At 63.9% G+C, this 23,546-nt stretch carries 22 protein-coding genes and 1 pseudogene; 14 read left to right on the top strand and 9 right to left on the bottom strand.

Going from position 1 to position 23,546, the window contains the following annotated elements:
- Window positions 1-49: 49 nt before the first annotated feature.
- From WBQ44_RS21880 to WBQ44_RS21890, 3 genes are all read right to left on the bottom strand, one after another.
- Entirely contained in the window at window positions 50-703 is a 654-nt protein-coding gene (locus WBQ44_RS21880; protein WP_495568764.1) for a cutinase family protein, read from the bottom strand.
- A 68-nt stretch (window positions 704-771) separates the two neighbouring features.
- A complete protein-coding gene (locus WBQ44_RS21885; RefSeq protein ID WP_495568765.1) occupies window positions 772-1,050 on the bottom strand; it encodes a hypothetical protein in 279 nt (92 codons plus the stop codon).
- A gap of 251 nt (window positions 1,051-1,301) precedes the next feature.
- Window positions 1,302-2,252 carry an SDR family oxidoreductase gene (locus tag WBQ44_RS21890; RefSeq protein WP_495568766.1) on the bottom strand — a complete coding sequence of 317 codons (951 nt, stop codon included), beginning with the start codon at window positions 2,250-2,252 and terminating at the stop codon, window positions 1,302-1,304.
- 330 nt (window positions 2,253-2,582) lie between these two features.
- Between WBQ44_RS21890 and WBQ44_RS21895 the strand changes: the two genes are divergently transcribed.
- From WBQ44_RS21895 to WBQ44_RS21905, 3 genes are all read left to right on the top strand, one after another.
- Entirely contained in the window at window positions 2,583-3,419 is an 837-nt protein-coding gene (locus tag WBQ44_RS21895; protein ID WP_495568767.1) for a helix-turn-helix transcriptional regulator, read from the top strand.
- Between the two features lie 118 nt (window positions 3,420-3,537).
- Window positions 3,538-4,944 carry a DUF2252 domain-containing protein gene (locus tag WBQ44_RS21900; RefSeq protein ID WP_495568768.1) on the top strand — a complete coding sequence of 469 codons (1,407 nt, stop codon included), beginning with the start codon at window positions 3,538-3,540 and terminating at the stop codon, window positions 4,942-4,944.
- A gap of 31 nt (window positions 4,945-4,975) precedes the next feature.
- Window positions 4,976-6,637, top strand: coding sequence for an MFS transporter (locus WBQ44_RS21905; protein WP_495568769.1), 1,662 nt, complete (start codon window positions 4,976-4,978; stop codon window positions 6,635-6,637).
- Between the two features lie 51 nt (window positions 6,638-6,688).
- Here WBQ44_RS21905 and WBQ44_RS21910 read toward each other — a convergent pair whose 3' ends face one another.
- Window positions 6,689-7,645 carry a LacI family DNA-binding transcriptional regulator gene (locus WBQ44_RS21910; protein WP_495568770.1) on the bottom strand — a complete coding sequence of 319 codons (957 nt, stop codon included), beginning with the start codon at window positions 7,643-7,645 and terminating at the stop codon, window positions 6,689-6,691.
- Window positions 7,646-7,804: 159 nt separating this feature from the next.
- Here WBQ44_RS21910 and WBQ44_RS21915 point away from each other — a divergent pair, with 159 nt between their 5' ends.
- Entirely contained in the window at window positions 7,805-8,581 is a 777-nt protein-coding gene (locus WBQ44_RS21915; RefSeq protein WP_495568771.1) for a TIM barrel protein, read from the top strand.
- A gap of 17 nt (window positions 8,582-8,598) precedes the next feature.
- On the opposite strand, the gene WBQ44_RS21920 is transcribed toward WBQ44_RS21915, so the two are convergent.
- Window positions 8,599-9,762: a Gfo/Idh/MocA family protein gene (locus tag WBQ44_RS21920; RefSeq protein WP_495568772.1), complete on the bottom strand. Its 1,164-nt coding sequence runs from the start codon at window positions 9,760-9,762 to the stop codon at window positions 8,599-8,601.
- Between the two features lie 224 nt (window positions 9,763-9,986).
- On the opposite strand from WBQ44_RS21920, the gene WBQ44_RS21925 reads away from it, so the two are divergent.
- Together WBQ44_RS21925 and WBQ44_RS21930 are read left to right on the top strand one after the other, a co-directional pair.
- Window positions 9,987-11,009 carry a LacI family DNA-binding transcriptional regulator gene (locus tag WBQ44_RS21925; RefSeq protein ID WP_495568773.1) on the top strand — a complete coding sequence of 341 codons (1,023 nt, stop codon included), beginning with the start codon at window positions 9,987-9,989 and terminating at the stop codon, window positions 11,007-11,009.
- 278 nt (window positions 11,010-11,287) lie between these two features.
- Window positions 11,288-11,551 carry a hypothetical protein gene (locus WBQ44_RS21930; RefSeq protein ID WP_495568774.1) on the top strand — a complete coding sequence of 88 codons (264 nt, stop codon included), beginning with the start codon at window positions 11,288-11,290 and terminating at the stop codon, window positions 11,549-11,551.
- On the opposite strand, the gene WBQ44_RS21935 is transcribed toward WBQ44_RS21930, so the two are convergent.
- From WBQ44_RS21935 to WBQ44_RS21950, 4 genes and pseudogenes are all read right to left on the bottom strand, one after another.
- Window positions 11,533-12,357 carry an ATP-binding cassette domain-containing protein gene (locus WBQ44_RS21935; RefSeq protein WP_495568775.1) on the bottom strand — a complete coding sequence of 275 codons (825 nt, stop codon included), beginning with the start codon at window positions 12,355-12,357 and terminating at the stop codon, window positions 11,533-11,535. The two genes, WBQ44_RS21930 and WBQ44_RS21935, sit on opposite strands and share 19 nt — an antisense overlap.
- A gap of 3 nt (window positions 12,358-12,360) precedes the next feature.
- On the bottom strand, window positions 12,361-13,419 hold the full coding sequence (locus WBQ44_RS21940; protein ID WP_495568776.1) for an ABC transporter permease: 1,059 nt from the start codon (window positions 13,417-13,419) through the stop codon (window positions 12,361-12,363).
- 74 nt (window positions 13,420-13,493) lie between these two features.
- Window positions 13,494-14,486: a substrate-binding domain-containing protein gene (locus tag WBQ44_RS21945; protein ID WP_495568777.1), complete on the bottom strand. Its 993-nt coding sequence runs from the start codon at window positions 14,484-14,486 to the stop codon at window positions 13,494-13,496.
- A gap of 181 nt (window positions 14,487-14,667) precedes the next feature.
- Window positions 14,668-15,274, bottom strand: a pseudogene (locus WBQ44_RS21950) (GntR family transcriptional regulator); the annotation flags it as partial.
- Window positions 15,275-15,424: 150 nt separating this feature from the next.
- Here WBQ44_RS21950 and iolC point away from each other — a divergent pair.
- The 8 genes from iolC to WBQ44_RS21990 form a co-directional block, all read left to right on the top strand.
- Window positions 15,425-16,504, top strand: coding sequence for a 5-dehydro-2-deoxygluconokinase (gene iolC, locus WBQ44_RS21955; protein WP_495568778.1), 1,080 nt, complete (start codon window positions 15,425-15,427; stop codon window positions 16,502-16,504).
- Window positions 16,497-17,396: a Cgl0159 family (beta/alpha)8-fold protein gene (locus WBQ44_RS21960; protein ID WP_495568779.1), complete on the top strand. Its 900-nt coding sequence runs from the start codon at window positions 16,497-16,499 to the stop codon at window positions 17,394-17,396. The genes iolC and WBQ44_RS21960 overlap by 8 nt, the downstream gene beginning before the upstream one ends.
- A 3-nt stretch (window positions 17,397-17,399) precedes the next feature.
- A complete protein-coding gene (gene iolB, locus WBQ44_RS21965; protein WP_495568780.1) occupies window positions 17,400-18,290 on the top strand; it encodes a 5-deoxy-glucuronate isomerase in 891 nt (296 codons plus the stop codon).
- Window positions 18,287-20,245: a 3D-(3,5/4)-trihydroxycyclohexane-1,2-dione acylhydrolase (decyclizing) gene (iolD, locus tag WBQ44_RS21970; RefSeq protein ID WP_495568781.1), complete on the top strand. Its 1,959-nt coding sequence runs from the start codon at window positions 18,287-18,289 to the stop codon at window positions 20,243-20,245. The genes iolB and iolD overlap by 4 nt, the downstream gene beginning before the upstream one ends.
- 58 nt (window positions 20,246-20,303) lie before the next feature.
- Window positions 20,304-21,227 carry a sugar phosphate isomerase/epimerase family protein gene (locus WBQ44_RS21975; protein ID WP_495568782.1) on the top strand — a complete coding sequence of 308 codons (924 nt, stop codon included), beginning with the start codon at window positions 20,304-20,306 and terminating at the stop codon, window positions 21,225-21,227.
- A 39-nt stretch (window positions 21,228-21,266) separates the two neighbouring features.
- Window positions 21,267-22,301, top strand: coding sequence for a Gfo/Idh/MocA family protein (locus tag WBQ44_RS21980; RefSeq protein WP_495568783.1), 1,035 nt, complete (start codon window positions 21,267-21,269; stop codon window positions 22,299-22,301).
- 5 nt (window positions 22,302-22,306) lie between these two features.
- Window positions 22,307-23,212, top strand: coding sequence for a sugar phosphate isomerase/epimerase family protein (locus WBQ44_RS21985; RefSeq protein WP_495568785.1), 906 nt, complete (start codon window positions 22,307-22,309; stop codon window positions 23,210-23,212).
- Window positions 23,205-23,546, top strand: a 342-nt coding sequence (locus tag WBQ44_RS21990) for an aldehyde dehydrogenase family protein (RefSeq protein ID WP_495568784.1), incomplete at its 3' end; no start/stop codon positions are given. The genes WBQ44_RS21985 and WBQ44_RS21990, both read left to right, overlap by 8 nt.

Raw genomic sequence — 23,546 nt, forward strand, 5'->3', positions numbered from 1 at the left:
CGGTGGTGCCGACCGCACGACTGTCGGGTTTGCGAACTGACCCGAGTGTTTACGCGCCGACGGCCGCTGCCGCGAACGTTGCCCCCTGGGTGGTGCTTCCGTTCGTGGCGTAGGTCAGGTGCGCGAAGGTGTTGAACCCTCCGAGCTGGCACACGGGATCACCGAAATTGCAGAAGCTTTTGGCGCGCGAACCGTAAGTGCTGCTGGATCGTTCGATCGTTTGGCGGGTGAGCCCGAGTGGGTTGCCGAAGACGACAACTGCCTTGACTCGACGCGCGACGCCCTCGGGAAGTACGGCGCCGGTGGCGCTGCTGGCGGTGCGCAACCCCAGCGCATTGGAGACCACGGTTGCGCCTTGCGAGTATCCGCCGAGAACGAATTCGGTGTCGGGGCACGCCGCTGCCACGGACGTGACATGCGCGACGAGGTCTCGGGAACCGGGTCCGGCACTCGTCTGCCCGAAACTTGCTGCGTAGTTCACGGCGTAGGTACTGACCGACCGGCCCGGGAGCTGTGAGGCGAGGCTGCTGGCGAACGGCCCTCCCGTGATGCCCACGCCGGGGAACTCGCCCGTTCCGCGGGCGAAGGAGATGTCGATGTCGGAACAGGGCGCGGCCGTGGCCACTGCCGCGGGAAAAAGTGCAGCCGATGCAACGACAGTTGCTACCGCACACAGTTCGGCGACGATTCGAGTTGTTTTCAAGTGGTGCCCCCTCGGCTCGAAAGATCTATCCGCAGGGCACTTTATCGGGTTCGGGTGCGTATCGCTGGTCACATGTAACTTGCGGCGAAGACCAGAAACACGAAGAACAACGCAGCACCACCCATGATTGCGCCGAACACCGCTTCACGGCCGTTGCTCGCAGTGCCGTCGTCGACGTACCCGACGCCGACCCACCCACACATGACGGCAACGACACCAGCCGGAACAGCGACGAAGTCACCGACGAACGGTACGAATGCACAAACCAGAGCGATGATGCCCGCGATCAGGGCGACGTTGCCCGCGCCGTTTCGGTAGAAGTACTTGGTCGAAGAATCGCGGGCCATGCGTCCTCCAGTGTCGGGTTACAACGCCGCACCTTCGCGTTCGACGGTGACGCCGCAGACGATGCCCTCCAAGAACTTACTCCTCAACGCCGCGGTGTGAGCAGAAAAGTCTGTCGGTGCGCGCGGTCTTCCGGTGACGACTGCCGGGCTCTTGGTCTTCTGGCGCGCGGTCTGCCGCAGCGTTGAGCCCTGCAGTTCGCAGGCTGTACAAGCAGCGGCAGCCCCTTGCGATCGATTACCCGCGGATGTGGTCAGACCGTCACGAACGGGGTCCGGGACAGTTCCTCGGACACTTCCCAGATGCGTCTGGCGTCGTCGCTACTGCGCAGTGGGGGATACAGGTCGTGCTTGGCCGGGCTGCCACTGAGGTTGCCGAACCCGTTGGGGCCGTAGAGAATTCCGACTTCGGCGTGGGGATCGGTCGCGGCCATCAGCGCGGGAAACTTGGCTGTTTCGACGGTGCCCGCCAGAATGCCGCGTGCAGACAGAGCGCGGACCAGACGGTATTGCGGAACATCCTTGCTTCGACCGATTTCCGGGCGTGCAGCGAGAAGGCTGGTGGGAGCCACACCCGGGTGGGAGAGGTTGCTCGTGATGCCCCAGCCACCTGCCCTGCTTCGTCGATCGAGCTCCAGGCCGAATAGTCCGAGTGCGATTTTCGACTGACTGTATGCCCGCATTCCGTCGTAGTTTCTCTCCCAGTTCAGGTCGGCCCAATTGATGTCGCCGCGGCGGGCAGCGATACTGATCTGCGAGGTCACTCGGGCACCACCGGTACGCAGTAACGGGAGAAGGTGGGCCACCAGGGCGAAGTGGCCGAGGTAGTTGGTGCCGAACTGCACCTCGAATCCGTCTACGGTCGTCTGACGGCTCGGTGGCCTCATGACGCCCGCATTGTTGATCAACAGGTGAATGGGCCGCCCTTCTTCGCGCAACGTCGTTCCCAGTGCCGATATCGAATCGAGCGAGGACAGGTCGAGCGTGCGCAGCGACACGTTCGTACCGGGGGCCTGTTGCAAAATCCGGTCGATCGCCGCGTCCCCCTTGTGCGTGTTACGGACGGGCATGATCACCTCGGCCCCAGCGGCTGCGAGTCGGGCAGCTATGCCCATACCCATCCCGTCGCTGGCGCCGGTGACGACGGCGCGTTTGCCGGACAGGTCGGGAATGGTGATGTCGATGCGTGTGCGTGTGCGTGCCATGGTGTGCTCCTGTGCTCGAACGTGCGGGGTCGAAAGTGCTGGGGTCGAAAGTGTTGGGGTAGAAAGTGCGGCTGATTCAGCGGCTGTCGGTAAACTCGCCGTGGCCGCGACCTCAACCCTGTGCTCCCGGCGCAGGTCTATCCAGGGCCGGACGATCACAGGCTTGCCAGGTCACCGCTCACCGACGGGCGCAGAGGGGGATCGGCAAGCCCTGACTACTTCGGTCACAACCAGGTAAGAACAACCCGGTAGGGCAAACCCGGCAGAACAGACCCGGCGGGACGAACCCGGTAAGAACAGCGCGGCACACCGAAACAAAAGGGAGTCAGGGTGATCGATCGGACCGGACTTGCGGGATTTCTTCGCAACAGGCGTGAATCACTACAACCCGAGGACGTCGGATTGCCGCGCGGTCAGCGGCGACGGACCAGTGGGCTACGACGCGAGGAGGTGGCGTCGTTGTGCAACATGTCCACCGACTACTACTCCCGACTCGAGCGCGAGCGAGGCCCGCAACCGTCGCAGCAGATGTTGGCGTCGATCGCCCAGGGACTGCACCTGTCGGTCGACGAACGCGACCATCTGTTCCGCCTTGCCGGGCACAACCCACCAGCACGGGGAACGGCGAGCGAACACATCAGCCCAGGTATGTTGCGCATCCTGGACCGGCTGGTGGACACACCCGCGGAGATCGTCACAGAGATCGGTGAAACTCTGCGGCAGACCGCCTTGGGTGTCGCCCTCACCGGCGATACCACCCGGTTCACCGGGCCTTCCCGCAGCAGCGGCTACCGATGGTTCACCGACCCGGCCGCGCGTGCACTCTACGCACCAGAGGAACACACGTTCATGACTCGGATGTACGCGTCAGGACTGCGTGAGTTCGTCACCCTCCGCGGCCCGAAATCCCGAGCTGCCCAACTCTGCGACCTCCTCCTGAGCAGCAGCGAGGAGTTCCGTCGGGTGTGGGACGACCATGAGATCGGTATCCGCCCGCACGAGGTAAAGCACTTCGTACACCCCAAGGTGGGCACGCTCGAGCTGAACTGCCAGCGGTTGATCGACCCAGGTCAGGCCCACTCGCTGATGGTTTACACGGCAACGCCCGGCAGTGAAAGCTACGGGAAGTTGCAGATGCTGAACGTGATCGGCATACAACAGCTTTGAAACCGTATACCCGGGCGGCGGTTCATCCGAAAAGGATGAGAACTCCCGTCGCATGGACCGCGCACACTCATCGCCGGTGCTGGTCACTCACGAGCCATCAGCGGAGGAGCTGGGAGCGATGACACTCTTGCGGGACGACGCGACAGCAAGTACTCCGACACTAAGTACTCCGACATCAGATCCTGCCGTTCCCGTGCAGCCGCCGCGGGGGCGTCGTTCACGTGCGTCCGTTCCGCGTCGCGAACTCGGAACCTGGGACCCCGGCAACCGCGGGCATGATGCGTTGGCGACCATTTTGGCGCAGAGCGATATCCGTGCACCCGACCTGCTGCCGATTCGGCACGGCAGGATGAGTCATTCTCCCTGGACGTACTACCGGGGCGCGGCGGCAGTGATGGCCCACGACCTCGCGTCGACTCCGCACACGGGCATCATGGTCCAGATGTGCGGTGACGCGCACGTCTTGAACTACGGGCTGTGGACTTCACCCGAACGCAATCTCATCTTCGACCTTCGCGACTTCGACGAGACCTTGCCGGGCCCGTTCGAGTGGGACCTCAAACGCTTCCTGACGAGTCTGATCGTGCTGGCCCGCGACAACAACGTGCCGGAGGCATTGGGAAGCAAAGCGGTGCGAGCGGGATACCGGAGCTACCGCAAACACATCGGCGAGTACTCGACGATGCCGCAGATCGACGTTTGGTACGACCGCATCGACGTGGACGGATTGCTCCACTATGCGAAGAAGCACACCGAGGCCGATCTCGATGCGGTGATAGAGGGGAAGGTGAAGAAGCGGACCAGTCGAGGGGTGTCCGCCAAACTCACCACCGAAGTCGACGGTCGTCGGAAGATCACCGAGGATCCGCCTTACCGCACTCACAGATTGGGCGAGGACGCCGCAGAGGTTCTGCGCGAGGTGATGGGGAGGTACTACGAGTCGGTCCCGGACCACCTGAAGAATTTGCTGGCGCGCTACGACGCGATGGACGCAGTTCGGCAGGTCGTCGGGGTCGGCAGTGTGGGAATGCGGGTGTTTTTGACTCTGCTCGAGGAGCGTCGCAGCGCGGACCCGTTGTTTCTGCAGATCAAACAGGCCGGGCCGTCGGTGTACGAGCAGTTCCTCGGGGCGAGCAAGTATTCGAACCATGGGGCCCGAGTGGTGCAGGGGCAGCACATGATTCAGAGCGCCACCGATATCTTCGTCGGCTGGACATCGTTCTCGGACATGGACTTTTACGTCCGCCAGTTCCGAGACGGCAAGGTCATTCCCAAAGGGGAGGGGGTGGCACCGCAGATCGCCGAGTTCGCCGCTGCCTGCGGTCACGTGCTGGCTCGCGCACACGCCCGTAGCGGGGACGCTGCTGCAATCGCCGACTACCTGGGCCGCAGCGACAAGGTCGAGGAAGCGATGGTGTTGTTCGCCGGTGCATACGCAGATCAGAACACCGCAGACCATGCCCAATTGGCCAGGGCCGTCGAAGTTGGCGACATAGATTCCGAGCAGGGCTGGCCCGACAGCTGAGAGACAGAATCGAGAGAGGCGGGCGACGCCGGTGACTTCCGCAACCACGGGTTCGCCCCCGGATGCCAGGGCGGGATCCACGCTCGTGCTCACCGTCCTGGCCTCGAGCCAGTTCCTGATGACTCTCGACAGTTCGGTGATGAACGTGTCGATGGCAACGGTGGCCGATGACCTGAATACGACGATCACGGGGATCCAGACCGCAATCACGCTGTACACGTTGGTGATGGCCACGCTGATGATCACCGGAGGCAAGATCGGAACCATCATCGGCCGTCGTCGGGCCTTCGCCATCGGACTGATCATTTACGGCGCTGGGTCTTTCATCACCGCACTCGCACCCAATCTACCCATCCTGCTGATCGGATGGTCGCTGCTCGAAGGCATGGGCGCTGCGTTGATCATGCCGGCCATCGTGGCGTTGGTGGCGGCAAACTTTCCGGCCGAAAAGCGGGCGGCGGCCTACGGCTTGGTGGCCGCGGCCGGCGCGATGGCGGTCGCCGCGGGACCTCTCATCGGCGGTGCCGTCACGACCTTCGCATCCTGGCGATACGTTTTCGTCGGCGAAGTGGTGTTGGTCGTGGCGATTCTGCTCGTGCTGCGTCGAATGAACGACGTGCCACCGGCGAAGGTCCGCCTGGACCTCGTTGGTTCGGCGCTGTCGGTGGCGAGCCTGGGCATGATCGTTTTCGGGGTGCTGCGGTCGAGCGAGTGGGGCTGGGTGCAGGCCGAACCGGGATCGCCGCAGGTACTAGGACTGTCGCCGGTGATCTCCCTGCTGATCGCCGGATCGATCCTGCTGTACGTGTTCCTGCGCTGGCAAAGCCATCTGGCCGACAGCGGTGGGGAGCCGCTGATCGACCCGCGCCTGCTGCGCAACAGGCAACTCGCGGGCGGCCTCACGATGTTCCTCGCCCAGTTCACTGTTCAGGCCGGAGTGTTCTTCACCGTGCCCCTGTTCCTGTCGGTCGTGCTCGAACTCAACGCGCTCGACACCGGAATCCGGCTCATCCCGCTCTCTGTCGCCCTGCTCGTGGCAGCAGCGGGTATACCGAAGCTCTGGCCGCGCGCCAATCCCCGCCGAGTTGTGCGCCTCGGGCTGATGTCCATGATCGTCGGCATTCTGATTCTGGTGGCAGGAATGGAACCGTCCGCGAACGCCGGCGTGGTGGCAATTCCGATGCTGTTCATGGGGCTCGGGCTCGGCGCCTTGGCCTCTCAGCTCGGAGCGATCACGGTGTCGGCGGTGCCGGACAACCAGAGCGCCGAAGTCGGCGGACTTCAGAACACCGCCACTAATCTCGGTGCCTCGCTGGGCACCGCGTTGATCGGGTCGGTTCTCATCGCCACCTTGAGTACGTCGATCCTGACCGGAATCCAAGCGAATCCCGATGTTCCCGCAGTAGTGAAAGAGCAGGCGTCGACGCAGTTGGCCGGTGGGGTTCCGTTCATCTCGGACACCCAGCTCGAGACCGCCTTGAACGACGCCGACGTCGCGGAGGCCGCCGCCGAAGAGATCGTGGACCTGAACGCTCGTTCCCGATTGGAAGCGCTGCGCGTCGCATTCGCCGTGGCTGCCTTACTGGCCATTGCTGCACTGTTCTTCACGGGCCTCGTTCCCAGGACCGCCGTGGCAGCGCTGGAACTGCCACGAGCCGGGCCGCAGGATGCAGGCCGCGGTAACCCGGGGTGACTTTCGGCGGTGCATCAAGTGCCGGGGCGGTATCAGTGCCGGGTAGTGAGGTCACGTCGTCGATCGACGAACCAACCTGGGCGCCAATACTGTATCGCGGGGCTCCTCGCCGGCGACCTGGGAGAGTGCGCCGTCCACGGCAGCTTTCGCCAGTGCCGCTGCATTCTGAGAGATCGACGTCAACTGCACGTGGGCGAGGTCGGCCAGGCGCGAGTCGTCGTAACCGGTGACCGCAACCGTCTGTGGAACAGATATATTCGCGCGACGAAGGTGGTCGAGTGCGCCCATGGCACCCCGATCGTTGAAAGCAACGATTGCGGTGAAGGATTCGTGACGCAGCGCGCGCTCGGTGGCGTCGGCGCCGTCGGTTTCCGTCGGTCCCCCCGCTACGACGACGGCCGAGTGAGCTGCACCGTGCCGATCCATGGCGCCAAAAAATCCGCTGCGACGATCCTCCGCGCCCGGAGCCCGTCCGCCGTCGATGTGCAGTATCCGCCGGTGACCCAGCTCGATCAAATGATCGACGGCGAGCCCGACCCCGGCGACATCGTCGCTGCGCACCGAGCCGACGCCATCGGCCCCGCTGCTGCGCATCACCGTCACGGTAGGAACGTAATTGCCCAGTGCGGCAAAGGAACCGGCATCCGAGATCGGTCCGAGGAGGATGGCGGCCTCGCACCGTTCCCTCGTCAGTGATCGCAGAGCCGCGTCTTCGGCGCGACTCGGTGCAGCGGCGCTGAGCATGACGTCGTAGCCGGCTGTGTCCGCTGCCGCGTAGATGTGCTCGACGAGGTCGCCGTGAAACGGTTGTTGCAGATCGAACATGACGCCCAGCAGTCGAGAGGTTGTTTGTCGTAGCTTCTGTGCCCGGCGGTCGGGAACGTATCCGATGCTGTCGGCGGTGGCCTTGATCCGGGTGCGCGTCGCCTCACTCGCGCCGGGCACTCCGCGCATGACGATCGACACGAGCGCGGGGGAGACGCCCGCGAGGCGTGCTACGTCGGTCATCGTGGGGCGAGGCCTGTTCGTCACTCTGCCGCCTTTCGTTCGTCCGACGTCTATGTGGTTGACCGAGCTGCAGCGCAGTCTTACTGTAGTGCAACTAGAACGTACTAGTAGCGTGTGAGCTGCACTCTCCGGCGGGCGCGACGATGAACGAAAGCTGATATGACCGACTACACCCTCGCGGCGAGCGCCGAAATGCTCTTCGTCGACCTCCCGTTCCTCGACCGCGTGAAGCGTCTCGCCGCGCGCGGTTTCCAGGTGGAGATCTGGAACTGGGCGACCAAGGACGTCGACGCGCTCGCCGCCTCCGGAGCCGTCTTCTCGTCGATGACCGGCTACCTCGAGGGCAACCTCACCGAACCCGACGGGATCGCCCGACTGCTCGAGACAGCACGCGAGTCCCTGGACGTGGCCGCGGCACTCGACTGTCCACGCTTGAACCTGCACGGCACCGGACTCGACGGCGACGGTCTACCGGTGCGTCCGGTCGAAGTGGTGACTCCGACGATGTGGCTCACTGCCGCAGACACACTCCGGCAGATCGCAGAACTCGGCGAGACCGCCGGTCGGGTGTTCACCTTGGAGAATCTCAATCTTGCAGTCGACCACCCGGGCACGCCCTTCGCGCCGGCAGCCGACACTCTCGCTCTGGTGCGTGCCGTCGACAGCCCGTACCTGAGAATGAACCTTGACCTCTACCACGCTCAGATCGGCGAAGGAAATCTCATATCCGCACTGGAGCAATCACTTCCGTTCATCGGAGAAATTCAGGTCGCCGACGTGCCCGGGCGATGTGAGCCCGGGACAGGCGAAATCAACTACCTCGCGATCGCCGCTGCGCTTCGACGCATCGGGTACCGCGGAGTTGTCGGCCTGGAAGGCTGGGCGTCCGGCGATCCGGACGCCGCCCTCGATGCCTTCGAGCGTGCCTTCGAGTGATCAGGCGCTGGGCTTGATCAGACGCTGGGGCTGACCCAGCGTCCCGACGCCACCGATTCGGTCATTGCATCGAGAACGCCGGCGCTACGGACGGCATCCCACACCGTCGCGCCGTGCGGCTTTCCTTCGGCAATCGACTGCAGGAAGCGCTTGGCTTCGATGACTTTCAAGTCGTCGTACCCCATTGCAGAGGCCGATCCGGGTTGAAAAGCACCGTATTCGCCGTGCCGCGGACCGACGAACATCGTCGACACGGGCTGGTCTTGATATCTGTCGCCGACGCTCACCGCAAGTTCACCGAGCCGCCGGAAGTCCCACGCCAGGGCGCCTTTGGTGCCGTGGATCTCGAAACCGTAGGCGTTCTGGTCACCGACGGCCACCCGGCTGGCTTCGAGGGTGGCTCGTGCTCCGGACGCGAGCCGGATCTGACTGCTCACGAAATCTTCGTTCTCCACCGGTCCGAGTTCGCCACCGGTTGCGCGGACGTGACCGCTGGTGGCGCCGGACGGCTTCGCTCGCTCCGGTACGAAGATCGCCGTGTCGGCTACCAACGATTCGATATCGCCGAGCAGAAAGTACAGGAGGTCCGCGCCGTGTGACGCAAGGTCGCCGAGCACGCCATTGCCTCCTCGGGCGCGTTCGAAGCGCCAGCTCAATGCCCCGTCGGGGTGTGCTGCGTAGTCACTGAAGAAGCGGAATCTCGCGTGGGTGATCGATCCGAGCTCGCCGGATTCGATGAGGGCCTTGGCTTCCTCGACCGCGGGAGCATTGCGGTAATTGAAGCCGACGGCTGTCTGCACTCCCGCCTTGTCCGCGGCGAGCGCGACTGCGCGAGCATCGTCGGCGGACAGGCCGACGGGCTTCTCGATCCAGATGTGTTTGCCCGCTCTCACCATTGCGGTTCCGATGGCCCGGTGAAGGAAGTTGGGGGCTGTGATCGACACGGCGCCTATCGATGGATCCGCTTCGATATCGCGCCAGTCCGTGGTCGACGACAGAAACCCGAATTGCTCCGCAGCTTCCTCTGCTCTCCCGGGCACCTCGTCGGCCACCGCAGCGAGAACCGGGTGCAACGCGAGCTCCGGATAGTGTTGGCGCAGTCGTGCATACGCCTGCGTGTGCACGCGACCCATCCAGCCGAAGCCGGCAACACCAACGCGAATCGACTGTGTCGAATGCACGGGGGCTCCTCGTAATCGCGGATTACCGGTAGGTTTGGACCGGTCCAATACGTCGAGTCTGACGCACGCGCAACACACCTGTCAATGCGTGTGGGTCGGCGGTTGTGGACTGGGCTATGGATCTGGCGGGATGGATCGAGCGGGATGGATCGAGCGGGGTGACACAATAGGTGCGGCTGCTAGCGTCTGATGCACACCAGTCAGCGGGGAGGAGCCTGGAGACGATGGCAGATTCCAGCCGGCCACCGACAATCCGCAGTGTGGCAGCGCACGCCGGCGTATCCAAGTCGCTTGTCTCCCTTGTGCTGAGCGGGTCCAGCTCGGTCAGCGCGGACAAACGCGCTGCCGTCGAGAATGCAATCCGCCAACTCGGATATCGCCCGAACCACAGTGCGCGCAGCCTGTCCCGACGTCGCACCAACGTCGTCGGAGTACTACTCAACGACCTTCGCAACCCTTGGTTCGTCGACTGCCTCGAAGGCATGAACGACGTCCTTCGCCGGCATTGCCTCAAGATGTACCTCGCGGACGGCAGGCTCGACCGCAGTTCGGACGAGTCCCTCGTCAACAGCTTTGTCGAGCTCGGTCTCGACGGAATAGTTCTGATCGGAACTCGGGCCCCGACGGCAGCCGTCGCCGAGGCAGCAGCGCTGATGCCCACGGTCGTCGTCGCAAGTCGTGACCTCGTTCCGCCCAGCGTGGACGTGGTCTCGAACGACGACGAACTGGGCAGCAGGCTTGCCGTCGACCACCTGGTCGGGCTCGGACACACGTCGGTCGCACACATCCGGGGTATCGGTGCTGTAGCGGACATCCGCGCGCAGAGTTACCGCGACGCGATGGTCGCCCACGGGCTCGGCAAGTACATCCGAATCGAGCAGTCGGACATGACCGAGGACGAGGGCCGCCGCGCCGCGATGACGCTGTTGGGTTCGCCTTCGCCACGGCCCACAGCGCTGTACGCGGTGAACGACATCGTCGCTGTCGGCGCAATGACGGCGTGCCAGGACCTGGGGGTTCGGGTGCCGGACGATGTCTCGATCGTGGGGTACGACGACACCTCCATCGCCCAGCTACGCCATGTCTGGCTGACCAGCGTGGACAACGCCAGTGCCGAGGTAGGGCGCCGGGCCGGCGAGGCGCTGGTGCGGCGCATCGCAGATCCCTCGGCAGTCGGATCGCTCGTGTTGATGCCACCGACGCTGCAAGTCAGAGGATCCACGGCCGAGCCCAGCCAATCGAACTGAGATCGCAGCAAGATTCGGGGTTGTGCCGCGGCAGCATGCTTGGCACATTCGAATAGTGACCCTCGACCCCTCACACATCAACCTTCGGCACAGCTTCCGCACCGACCGACTGAGCCCATCCGATTGCAGCATGGACGATTTCGTCGCGCTGGTGTCGAAGGAGACGGTGCTTGCGCACTATCCCTACGCCGCTCGCGTCATCGACAACGTAGTGGTCTACGACTCCGAAGAATTGACGCGGCAGGCCGGTGACGCCGAGGTGCGGTCCCGGCATCTGCGTGTTCGAGAAGGCGTTCACCGCCGAACACGCGATTGCAGAAGCCACAGCCCTGTTCGAGGGCATCATCGAGCAGCAACATGCATTGGGTGTCGTCGGAGGTGACCACTTCGCGAAAACCGCGGTGAACGTCGTCAATCCCGGTGGAGCAGCGCAGAACCCGCATCGCGACTACCATCTCGGCTTCATGTCCACCGAGACCGCGGCCCGGTTTCGGGCCCACCGGGGCCTGAAGATGCCGGCCGATCAGCGGCCAAGTTCGTGAGTGAGTGTTTCGAGTTCGTCGCCGCCGGCCATTTCCTTGGTGAGGTCGTCGAGGCTGATCTCGTCGTACGAGCAGTCGAGTTTTTGGCGCCCTCGGTTGAGGAGGACGAAGTGGTCGCCGACCATGTAGGCGTGGTGCGGGTTGTGGGTGATGAACACGACGCCGAAGCCCTTTTCTTTGGCTGCGGAAATGTAGCGCAGCACCATGCCGGACTGCTTGACGCCGAGTGCTGCAGTGGGTTCGTCGAGAATCAGTACGCGTGCGCCGAAGAAGATGGCGCGGGCGATGGCGACGCATTGGCGTTGGCCGCCGGAGAGGGATCCGATGGGTGCATCGACGTCGGGGAGGTCGATGCCCATCTTGTGGAGTTCTTCGATGGTGGTCGCGCGCATCGCACTGGCGTCGAGTGATTTGAGGATTCGGCCCTTGCGTAGCTCCTGGCCGAGGAAGAAGTTGCGCCACACCGGCATCAGCGAGACCACGGCAAGGTCCTGGTAAACCGTCGCAATGCCTTTGCCGAGTGCGTCCTTGGGTGAATCGAACTTCGTCGGGGCACCGTCGACGAGCAATTCGCCTTCGGTCTGCTGGTGCAGGCCGGCCATGATCTTGATGAGGGTGGATTTGCCGGCGCCGTTGTCGCCGAGGACGCCGGTGACCTCACCGGCGCCGACCCGGAGGTTGATCCCGGAGAGGGCGATGATGTTGCCGTAGGACTTTCCGACGTTTTTCAGTTCGATGAGCGGGGTCTTGTCACCGCCGGCTGTGGGTTCGGTGGGTCCGGCGGGTGCTTGTGCGTGGGTGGTCATGGGTCACCTTTTCGCGGCGTAGTTGCGGAAGCTGGTGTTGGCGATGACCGCGAACAGCAGCATCGCGCCGAGGAAGAACTTGAACCAGTCGGGGTTCCATCCGGCGTAGACGATGCCCTGGTTGGCCATGCCGAAGATGAAGGCACCGATAGCTGCTCCGATGGTGGTGCCGTAACCACCGGTGAGCAGGGTGCCGCCGATGACTGCGGCAATGATGTAGAGGAACTCGTTGCCGACGCCTTGGCCGGATTGAACGGTGTTGAAAGCAAAGAGCAGGTGCATGCCGACGAACCAGGCGCAGAATCCGACGAACATGAACAGTCCGATTTTGACCTTGGTGACCGGGACGCCGATGGCGCGGGCGGATTCCTGGTTACCGCCGACGGCGAAGATCCAGTTGCCGATGCGGGTTTTCATCAGTACGTAGGTGGAGATGGCGGTGAAGAGCAGCCACCACACGACGGTGATTCGGATGGATACCCCGCCGATGGTGAAGGAGGACGCGAACACCTTCTTCGCCGAGTCGAAGCCGTCCATGTCGGAAATCGACTGCGTTGCTACCTGTCCCGTGACCAGCTTGGTGACGGCGAGGTTGATGCCGGTGAGCATCAGGAAGGTGGCGAGGGTGATAAGGAACGAGGGAATCTTGGTGCGCATCACCATGTAGCCGTTGAAGAATCCGACCGACAACGCCAAGACCAATGCCAACGCGGATCCGAGCCAGACGTTGAGGTGGAGGTTGTAGGCGATCATCGAGGCCATGATGGAGGAGAAGGTGACCGCGACGCCGGTGGAGAGGTCGAACTCGCCGCCGATCATCAGCAGCGAGACGCCGATGGCCATGATGCCGATCGTCGAGGACGCGTAGAGGACGGTGGCGAGAGCTTCGGGGGAACGGAAGGGTGGCGCGACGATACAGAAGAAGACGAAGATTACGATCGCGCCGAACAGGGCCCCGATCTCGGGACGAATCAGCAGCCGTTGCAACGGTTTCTGCTTCTTGACGCGTTCATCGGTGACAACGGTGCGTTTCGACAGATCCAGATCGGCCTGTGTACTCATGAAAATCCTTCCGTGCAAGGCGGGCGCGCGTCCCGGCTGTGGGGGGTGTGGGGGTAGCCGGGACGCCCGCAGTCCTAGCGAGTTCCGTTCTGGGCGTACTCGGCGATGGCGTCGATATTGGTCGAATCGATGAACGCGGGGCCGGTGAGCACGGGGGTGCCGCCACCGATGGTGTTGCCGTTGTTGAGGTAGAGCCACAGTGAGTCGATGGCCAGGTAGCCCTGCAGGTACGGCTGCTGGTCGATGGCCCACGCGACGTCACCGGACTTGATGGCGTCGACGAGGGCCGAGTTGGTGTCGAAGGTGACGATGGTGGCATCGCTGCCCGCGTTGGCCTTGGATTGGACCGCGGTGAGAGCGATGGGTGCGCCGAGAGCGACGATGTGATCGATCGCCGGGTCCTGCTGCAGCTTGGCGGTGATCGTCGCCTCGACCGACGGCATGTCCTTGCTGTTGACGTTCAGAATTTCGGTACTGCCGCCGGTGAAACCCTGTGTGACACCTGCACACCGTGATTCGAGCGCGACCTGGCCCTGCTCCTGGATGATGCAGAGTGTCTTCTTGGCGCCGTCACTCGTGAGTCGTTCTCCTGCGGCGCGTCCGGCGATGGTTTCGTCCTGGCCGAAGTACTGCTGCACTCCCTGGGCCTTCCAGGAGTCGTAGCCGGAGTTGAAGGCGACTACGGGGATGCCCGCTGCGGTGGCTGCCTCGACGGCCGGGGCCATCGCGTCGGGCTTCGCCAAGGTGACGGCGATTCCGTCGACGTCGGAGTCGATGGCGCTCTGGACGAGGTTGGCCTGGTTCGGAGCCTCCGGGTCGGCCGAGTAGCGCAGCTCGATGTTGTCCTTGGCTGCGGCTGCTTCGGCGCCCTTGCGGATGAGGTCCCAGAACGTATCGCCGGGAACTTCGTGGGTGATCATCGCGATCGTTGCCTTCGGTGTATCGGCGGTACCCGCATTCGATCCGCCGTCGGAGCTTTCCGGCGCCCCGCCGCTGCTCGAACATGCTGCCAGCGACGCTACGACGACCGCGCCCATGACGAGAGCTCCGGACTTGCGAACAATCATTTCAATTCCCTCTCGGAGGACCAGTCGACCCTCGAACAGAGGAGGGTCTGGCTCACGCGCCTAGGACGATGTAATACCCGTCACACTGAAAAGTCAACACTTTGTACAGACATTAGAACGTCCATTTCGCACCCGTCGGGATGCGGACCGGTTCACGACGGGAAGCTTATGCCGATCTGGCGGCGGCCTCCTCGCGGTCTGCTGCCCGTCCGCCGATGCGCTGGCGCGCCAGCCGAATATGAACGCCTCTGATGCGCAGCGACGCGTACAGACCGTGTCCCTCGAGCTCGTCGGGTTCGGGTGCGATGTCGAGCGGCAGATAGTTGGTCATCAGGTCCAACGGTTCGTCGTTCGCGCTGCGAAGCCGACGGATGGTGACGATGTCGGATCCGTTGGAGAACAGCTCGCGCGAAATCTCCTCGCTGGGCGCGCCGAACTGGTAATCCAAGAGCTTGGTCGTGGGGTTCCTGCCCGCGCGTGCGAGATCGTCGAACAGGCTCGTCAGTTTCACCGGGCGGTGGACCGGGCTCTGCACGACTTGGGTGCCGACGCCGCGCTTGCGCACGAGCAGCCCCTTGTCGACGAGTTCCGTGAATAGCCCGACGTGTTGTCGGGCGGGAGAGATTGAGCCTGCTCGCCAACGCCATTTCGTTCTCGAAGCGGTCGCCGGGGGCGAGGGTGCCGCTGAGCATGGCACTTTCGATCGCCTGTGACAGCTGGGAGTAAAGAGGCATCGGGCTGGTTCGATCCAGGGCGATTGCCAAGGGGGTGGACACGGTGGACGCCATGCGTTGCATCGTACGGTTTGACACGAAGTATGAATGTCAGGACAAATTATTGACATAGAGGTGTGAACTGACGCACAGTGGACATCGTAAGCAACAGGTACCGCGAGCCGTGCGTCCTGCATCCGTCCCACGAGAATCCGGGAGTAAGTCTTGACCACTGCGAATACCGGGAGCGCTGCGAATACCGGGACCGCTGCGAATGCCGGGACCGCTGCGAAGAGCGCGAACACTGCGGCCACGAATCATGCGGAGCCCCTTGCTTTCGACGTACTCGCCATCGGACGCAGTGGCGTCGACATCTATCCCCTGCAGACCGGTGTCGGTCTGGAAGACGTCGAGACATTCGGCAAGTTCCTGGGCGGAAGCGCTGCCAACGTCACCGTCGCCGCGGCTCGACTCGGCGAGAAGTCGGCACTGATCTCGGGTGTCGGCGACGACCCCTTCGGGCGGTACGTGTCGGCCGAACTCGCCCGACTGGGCGTCGACAACCACTTCGTCGTGACCGACAGCCGATACGCGACACCGGTGACGTTCTGTGAGATCTTCCCTCCGGACGACTTCCCGCTGTACTTCTACCGCAAGCCGTCGGCGCCGGATCTTCAGATCAGGCCGGAAAACATCGACGTCGACGCCGTCCGAAGCGCGCGCCTCTACTGGTCAACGGTCACCGGTCTTTCCGAAGAGCCAAGCCGCAGCGCGCATTTCGCTGCCTGGGAAGCGCGCGGTCGGACGCCGTTGACGGTGCTCGATCTGGACTACCGCCCCATGTTCTGGGAGTCGAAGGTCGCCGCAACCGAACAGGTGCAGCTAGCGCTGCAGCACGTCACCGTCGCCGTCGGCAACAAAGAGGAGTGCGAGGTTGCCGTCGGCGAGACGGACCCGCACAGAGCTGCCGACGCCCTCCTCGACCTCGGTGTCGAACTCGCCATCGTCAAGATGGGCCCCAAGGGCGTCATGGGCAAGACGCGGTCCGAAAGCGTGACGGTGCCACCGAACTTCGTCGACGTCGTCAACGGACTCGGTGCAGGCGACAGCTTCGGCGGTTCACTGTGCCACGGGCTTCTGGCCGGGTGGCCGCTCGAGAAGATCCTGCGTTACGGCAATGCGGCCGGCGCCATCGTGGCCTCGCGTCTCGAATGTTCCACCGCCATGCCGACCGCCGACGAAGTCGCCGCGCTCGCCGAACAATCCGCCACCGTAGATTCCGATAACGAGGCCGTGAATGTCTGAGACCACCCTGACTCCTGCTGCGGCGTCGACGTACGCGGAGGTGACCGCCCTGCGTGCGAGCGATCCGCAGGCAATCGAACGTGCCTGGGCCACGCGCGTCACCCGCGAAACCATTCGCGGCAACGGCCGGTTGATGATCGTCGCGGCCGACCACCCGGCTCGCGGCGCACTCTCGGTCGGGTCGAATCCCACAGCCATGAACAGCCGTACCGAACTGCTCGATCGGCTGCGCACCGCGTTGTCGAACCCCGGTGTCGACGGTGTCCTCGCCACAGCCGAGATTCTCGACGACCTGGTGCTGCTCGGTGCTCTCGACGACAAAGTGGTGTTCTCGTCGATGAACCGCGGAGGGCTGGCCGGCGCATCGTTCGAGCTCGACGACAGAATGACCGGCGCCACCGCGGCATCGACCGCGAAGGCCCGCATGAACGGCGCCAAGATGCTCACCCGCATCGCGCTCGACGACCCGGGCACGCTGGCCACGATGACCGCCTGCGCTCAGGCGATCGACGAACTCGCCGCCGAACACCTCATCGCCATGGTCGAGCCGTTCCTCTCCAGCCGCGTCGACGGCAAGGTCAAGAACGATCTCAGCGCCGACGCTGTCATCAAGTCGATCCACATCACCCAGGGCCTCGGCTCCACGTCGGCCTACACCTGGATGAAACTCCCGGTCGTCGACGAGATGGAGCGTGTCATGGACGCCACGACGCTCCCCACTCTTCTGCTCGGCGGCGATCCGCAGATCGCTCCCGAAGAGACCTACGCGAGCTGGGCCAAGGCCCTCGAGATCCCCGCAGTGCGTGGCCTGATCGTCGGGCGCACGCTGCTCTACCCGCCGGACGGCGACGTGGAGAAGGCCGTCGGCACCGCAGTGAACATGGTGAGGTGAAAGATGAACTCCCATTACTACATTCCCGCAGGATCAGGCAAGGACGGGTTCGATGTCGCGGTCACCCCGGAGTCGGCCGGCTGGACGGAATCGAGCCTGTGGACGCTGACCTTGGCAGCCGGTGGGTCCGTCGACGTCTCCTCGGGCGCCGACGAGATCATGATCGTTCCGCTGTCCGGTTCTGCCACCGTCACCTGTGACGGCACGAAGTTCGACCTCCAGGGACGCGCATCCGTGTTCGACGGGCCGTCGGATTTCGTCTATGTCGGCCGAGACTCGTCATACACGGTCTCGAGCACCGACGGCGGCCGATTCGCCCTATGCGGCGCCCGCGCCGAAAAGACGCTGCCCTTCCGGTACGTGCCCGCCGCCGACGTGTCGGTGGAACTGCGCGGCGCAGGCAACTGCAGCCGGCAGGTGCACAACTTCGGTACCGCGGACACATTCGAGGCCGACTCGTTGATTGCCTGTGAGGTCATCACCCCCGGTGGCAACTGGTCGTCGTACCCCGGCCACAAACACGACGAAAACACCGCGAACGAGTCTGCCCTTGAAGAGATCTACTACTTCGAGATAGCCGAGGGGCCCGACAGCAGCGCGGGATTCGGCTACCACCGCGTGTACGGCACGCCGACCCGCCCGATCGAGGTGCTCGAAGAAGTGCGGACCGGGGACGTCGTCCTGGTGCCGCACGGGTACCACGGCCCGTCCGTCGCCGCACCGGGCTACCACATGTACTACCTCAACGTGATGGCCGGACCGGGCAAGGAACGAGCCTGGAACATCGTCGACGATCCCGAGCACACCTGGATCCGCGGCGCCTGGGACGACCAACCCGTCGATCCACGCCTACCCCTTCACAGTCCTTCCACCACAGCACCCGAAGGAGCATGACCGTGGTGTCCACCGCGCCGATCTCGACGACAAAAACCGAGAACACCGAGGGAACTGTCCACCTCACCGTGAGCCAGGCAGTCGTGAAGTTCCTGGCGAACCAGTTCGTCGAGCGTGACGGGGTTCGGACCAAGTTCTTCGCCGGCGCGTTCGGCATCTTCGGCCACGGCAACGTCGCAGGCCTCGGCCAGGCACTCCTGCAGGCCGAGATCGACGCCGTCGAGGCAGGAACGGAGCCCGAGCTTCCCTACGTCCTCGGCCGCAACGAGCAGGCAATGGTGCACAGTGCGGTCGCGTACGCACGACAGAAGGACCGTCTGCAGGCGTGGGCCGTGACGGCCAGCGTCGGACCCGGTTCGACGAACATGCTGACCGGCGCCGCGCTGGCGACCATCAACCGACTGCCCGTGCTGTTGTTACCGGCGGACACCTTCGCCACGCGCGCAAGTGCTCCCGTCCTTCAGGAGCTCGAACTACCGTCCAGCGGCGACGTGACCGTCAACGACGCCTTCAAGCCGCTCTCACGGTACTTCGATCGTGTATGGCGTGCGGAGCAGCTTCCGGGTGCTCTGCTGGGTGCGATGCGTGTGCTCACGGACCCTGTCGAGACCGGCGCAGCCACCGTCGCCATCCCGCAGGACGTTCAGGCCGAGGCACACGACTGGCCCGTGTCCTTGTTCGCACCACGAACCTGGCACGTAGGTCGGCCCCTGCCCGAGAAGGCAGCGCTCGCTCGTGCCGTCGAGGTCATCGGCAGTGCGAAGAAACCGCTGATAGTGGCAGGCGGAGGCGTCATCTATTCCGGCGCGACCGACGCCCTGGCAGCGTTCTGCGAGCAGACCGGAATCCCGGTGGGGCAGAGCCAGGCCGGCAAGGGCTCGCTTCCCTACGATCACCCGCAGTCGGTGGGCGCGGTGGGCTCCACCGGCACCACCGCTGCGAACGCGCTGGCCACCGAAGCTGATGTCGTGATCGGAATCGGAACGCGGTACAGCGACTTCACGACTGCGTCACGAACGGCATTCACCAATCCCGACGTCAGGTTCGTCAACATCAACCTCGCGACCATCGACTCCGTCAAGCAGGGCGGTGTCTCGGTCGTGGCCGACGCACGTGAAGCGTTGGACGCCTTGACCGTCGCGCTCGATGACTACGAAGTGGCGCCCGAATACCGCTCGCGCACCCGGGAACTCGCACAGTCGTGGGACGAAACGGTGTCCTCGGTGTACTCCATCGACGACTCGTCTGCGCCGCTGAACCAGAACCAGGTCATCGGTTTGGCCAATACGCTGTCGGATCCGCGCGACGTCGTGGTCTGCGCAGCCGGTTCCATGCCAGGTGATCTGCACAAGCTCTGGCGTACGCGGGATTCGAAGGGCTATCACGTCGAGTACGGCTTCTCGTGCATGGGCTACGAGGTAGCCGGCGGCATCGGCGCGAAGATGGCCGAACCCGATCGCGACGTCTTCGTCATGGTCGGCGACGGCTCCTACCTGATGATGGCCACCGAGCTCGTCACCGCCGTGCAGGAAGGCGTCAAGATCATCATGATCCTGGTGCAGAACCACGGATTCGCGTCCATCGGATCGCTGTCGGAGTCTCTCGGCTCGCAGCGGTTCGGCACGGGCTACCGGTACCGCGGTGACGGGGGTCGACTCGACGGCGGGATTCTGCCCGTCGACTTGGCGGCCAATGCGGCGAGTCTCGGCGTCGATGTGATTCGGGTGAACAACGGCAACGAGTTCACCGATGCGGTCAAAGCTGCCAAGGCAAGCGACACCAGCACCGTGATTCACGTCGAAACCGATCCGCTCATCGCGGCACCGGATTCCGAGTCCTGGTGGGACGTGCCCGTCAGTGCGACATCGACACTCGAATCTACGCAGACCGCCTATGCCACGTACGAGAAGTGGAAGAAGATCCAGCGGCCGTACGTCCGACCCTCGGAACGCTGACACCCCCGCTTTCCGCCTTGCGGTACCCAATCGTAGAAGCCTTCGAAAGGCGGCACCCATGAGCATCATTCGCGTCGGATCGGCACCGGACTCCTGGGGAGTCTGGTTTCCCGAGGACCCTCAGCAGACTCCGTACGAGCGCTTCCTCGACGAAGTGTCGGCATCGGGGTACGAGTGGATCGAGCTAGGCCCCTACGGTTACCTGCCCACCGATCCGCAGAAGCTCCTCGGCGAGCTCGGTTCCCGAAACCTGAAGCTCTCGGCCGGCACGGTATTCGAGCACCTGCACCAAGACGATGCCTGGGACGCAGTGTGGACGCAGATCGAGGACGTCGCCAAGCTGACCGCCGCTGCAGGCGGTAAGCACGTCGTCGTTATCCCCGAGATGTGGCGCGATCCGTCCACGGGCGCTGTGCTCGAGGACCGCGATCTCACCGCAGATCAGTGGCGCAAGAAGACCGAGGGAATGAACGAACTCGGCAAGCGCATGTTCGAGCAGTACGGCGTCAAGGCGCAGTATCACCCGCACGCGGACAGCCACGTCGACACCGAGGAGAACGTCTACCGCTTCCTCGACGGTACGTCGAGCGAGTTCGTCAACCTCTGCCTCGACACGGGCCACATCAGTTACTGCGGCGGCGACAACATCGCCATCATCGAGCGGGCTCCCGAGCGCATCGGCTACCTCCACCTCAAACAGGTGAACGAGGAGGTGCGTGCGAAGGTCGCGGCCGAGGATCTCCCGTTCGGCGAGGCCGTCAAGCTCGGTGCCATGACGGAGCCGCCGCTCGGCATCCCGGACATGCCGTCGCTCCTTGCGACCATCGACAAGCTCGCCGACGAAGGCACCCTGACCGCCGACATCTTCGCCATCGTCGAGCAGGACATGTATCCCTGCGCCGTCGACGCCCCGCTCCCGATCGCTCAGCGCACCCGTAAGTACCTGGGCTCCTGCGGCATTCCATCCGTCCAGTTCAGCTGACACCCAGCCGACTTGCTCTCTGACAGGAGACCACCCGCCATGTCCAAAGAATTGCGCATCGCTGTCCTCGGCGTCGGGATGATGGGCGCCGACCACGTCGCACGCATCACGAGCAAAATCGCCAGTGCTCGCGTCGCCGTCATCAACGATTACTCCACCGAGAAGGCCGAAGAACTCGCCGCCTCCATTCCCGGCGCTCGCGTGGTCATCGACCCGATCGACGCCATCGCCGATCCCGAGGTCGACGCGGTACTGCTGGCTACTCCCGGCCCGACGCACGAGAAGCAGCTGCTCGCGTGCCTCGAACACGGCAAGCCCGTCATGTGTGAGAAGCCGCTGACCACCGACGTCGAAACGTCACTCGCTGTTGTGAAGGCCGAGGCCGAACTCGGCAAGAAGCTCATCCAGGTCGGATTCATGCGACGGTTCGATGCCGAGTACGAGCAGCTCAAGTCGTTGATCGGTTCCGGCGACATCGGTCGGCCTCTCGTCGTCCACTGCGCACACCGCAACCCGGCCGTGCCCCCGCACTTCGACAGCGCGATGATCGTCAAGGATTCGCTCGTGCACGAGGTCGATGTCACGCGGTTCCTTCTCGACGAAGAGATCACCTCCGTCCAGATCATCACGCCCGCAGCGAATTCTCATGCGCCCGAGGGTCTGAAAGATCCGCAGATCGCCATCTTCACCACCGAGTCCGGACGCCACGTGGATGCCGAAGTATTCGTCACCACGGGTATCGCCTACGAGGTGCGCACCGAGGTCGTTGCCGAGCGCGGGAGCGCCATGATCGGTCTCGATGTGGGCCTCGTTCGCAAGTCCGCCCCCGGAACTTGGGGTGGCACCATCACGCCGTCGTTCAAGGAGCGTTTCGGGCAGGCATACGACTCCGAGATTCAGCGTTGGGTCGATGCTGTGCTCGCCGGCGCGGAGACGGGCAACTACGTCGACGGTCCCGGCGCATGGGACGGCTACGCCGCTGCCGCAGTATGCGAGGCCGGCGTGAAATCGCTCGAGTCCGGTTCACCGGTCGCGGTCGAGATGGTGGCGCGCTCGTCCATTGCGGGGGCGTGAGCCCGGTGAAAACAGCGCTCGACCCGACTCCGTTCCATCACAGTCATTCTCTGCTCGAATTGCCCCGAGTCGTGGCCGATCTCGGCTACGAGTGGCTTCAGCTGACCCCGCACGTCGACATGGTTCCGTTCTTCGGACATCCCAAGGCCGACGACGATCTCGTCGCGAAGTTCAAGAAGGCATGCTCGGATGTAGGGGTGGGTATCGCGTCCGTGCTGCCGGTGCTGCGTTGGTCCGGACCGGACGAAGACGCCCGCGAGGCAGCGGTGCGCTATTGGAAGCGTGCTGTACAGATCGCCGTCGACCTCGGCGTCGACACGATGAACACCGAGTTCAGTGGCCGCCCTGAGAAGCCCGAAGAATCGGAGCGTGCGTTCTACCGGTCGATGGAGGAGCTCGTGCCCATCTTCGAGCGTGAAGGCATCGATGTGTTGATCGACCCGCATCCCGACGACTTCGTCGAGGACGGGCTTCAGGCGGTGCGCACCATTCGAGGAGTGAACTCGAAGAACCTCGGTATGGTCATCGTGGCCTGCCACCAGTTCCATATGGGTGGCAACCTCGACGCGATCATGGAAGCCGCGGGAGACATGATTCGCCTGGTGCACGTCGCCGACACCATGGACCACCATCGCTCGCACGGTCTTCGCTACATCACCAACCCGCCGGGCAATGCGGTGCGTGTCCATCAGCACCTGAAGATCGGCGACGGCGACGTCGACTGGGACCAGTTCTTCGGGGGTCTCGGCAAACTCGGCTTCTACGACCGCGACACCGTGATGGTGTCGAGCGTGTTCGCAGAAAACGAGAACGCTCGCGATGTGTCGCGCTACCAGCTCGACACCATGAACAAGTACGTCTCCACCTACTCCTCACACACGACGAACTCGGTAGGGAAACAACATGATTGACAACGTAATTGCACATTGGCTCGACGGAAGGCCGTTCGCCGGCACGTCGAATCGCACTGCCCCTGTAACCAACCCGGCGACCGGTGAGGTTACCGGGCAGGTGGCGCTGGCGACCATCGAGGAGGCTCGCGCGGTCGTCGACTCCGCCGCCGCAGCGTTCCCCGCCTGGCGCGACACCTCCCTCGCCAAGCGCACCCAGATTCTGTTCAACTTCCGCGAACTGTTGAACAAGAAGAAGGGCGAACTCGCCGAACTCATCACCGCCGAACACGGCAAAGTCCTCTCCGACGCCCTCGGCGAAATTTCCCGCGGCCAAGAAGTCGTCGAATTCGCC

This window comes from Rhodococcus sp. (in: high G+C Gram-positive bacteria) (assembly GCF_049591685.1).
Lineage (GTDB): Bacteria > Actinomycetota > Actinomycetes > Mycobacteriales > Mycobacteriaceae > Rhodococcoides.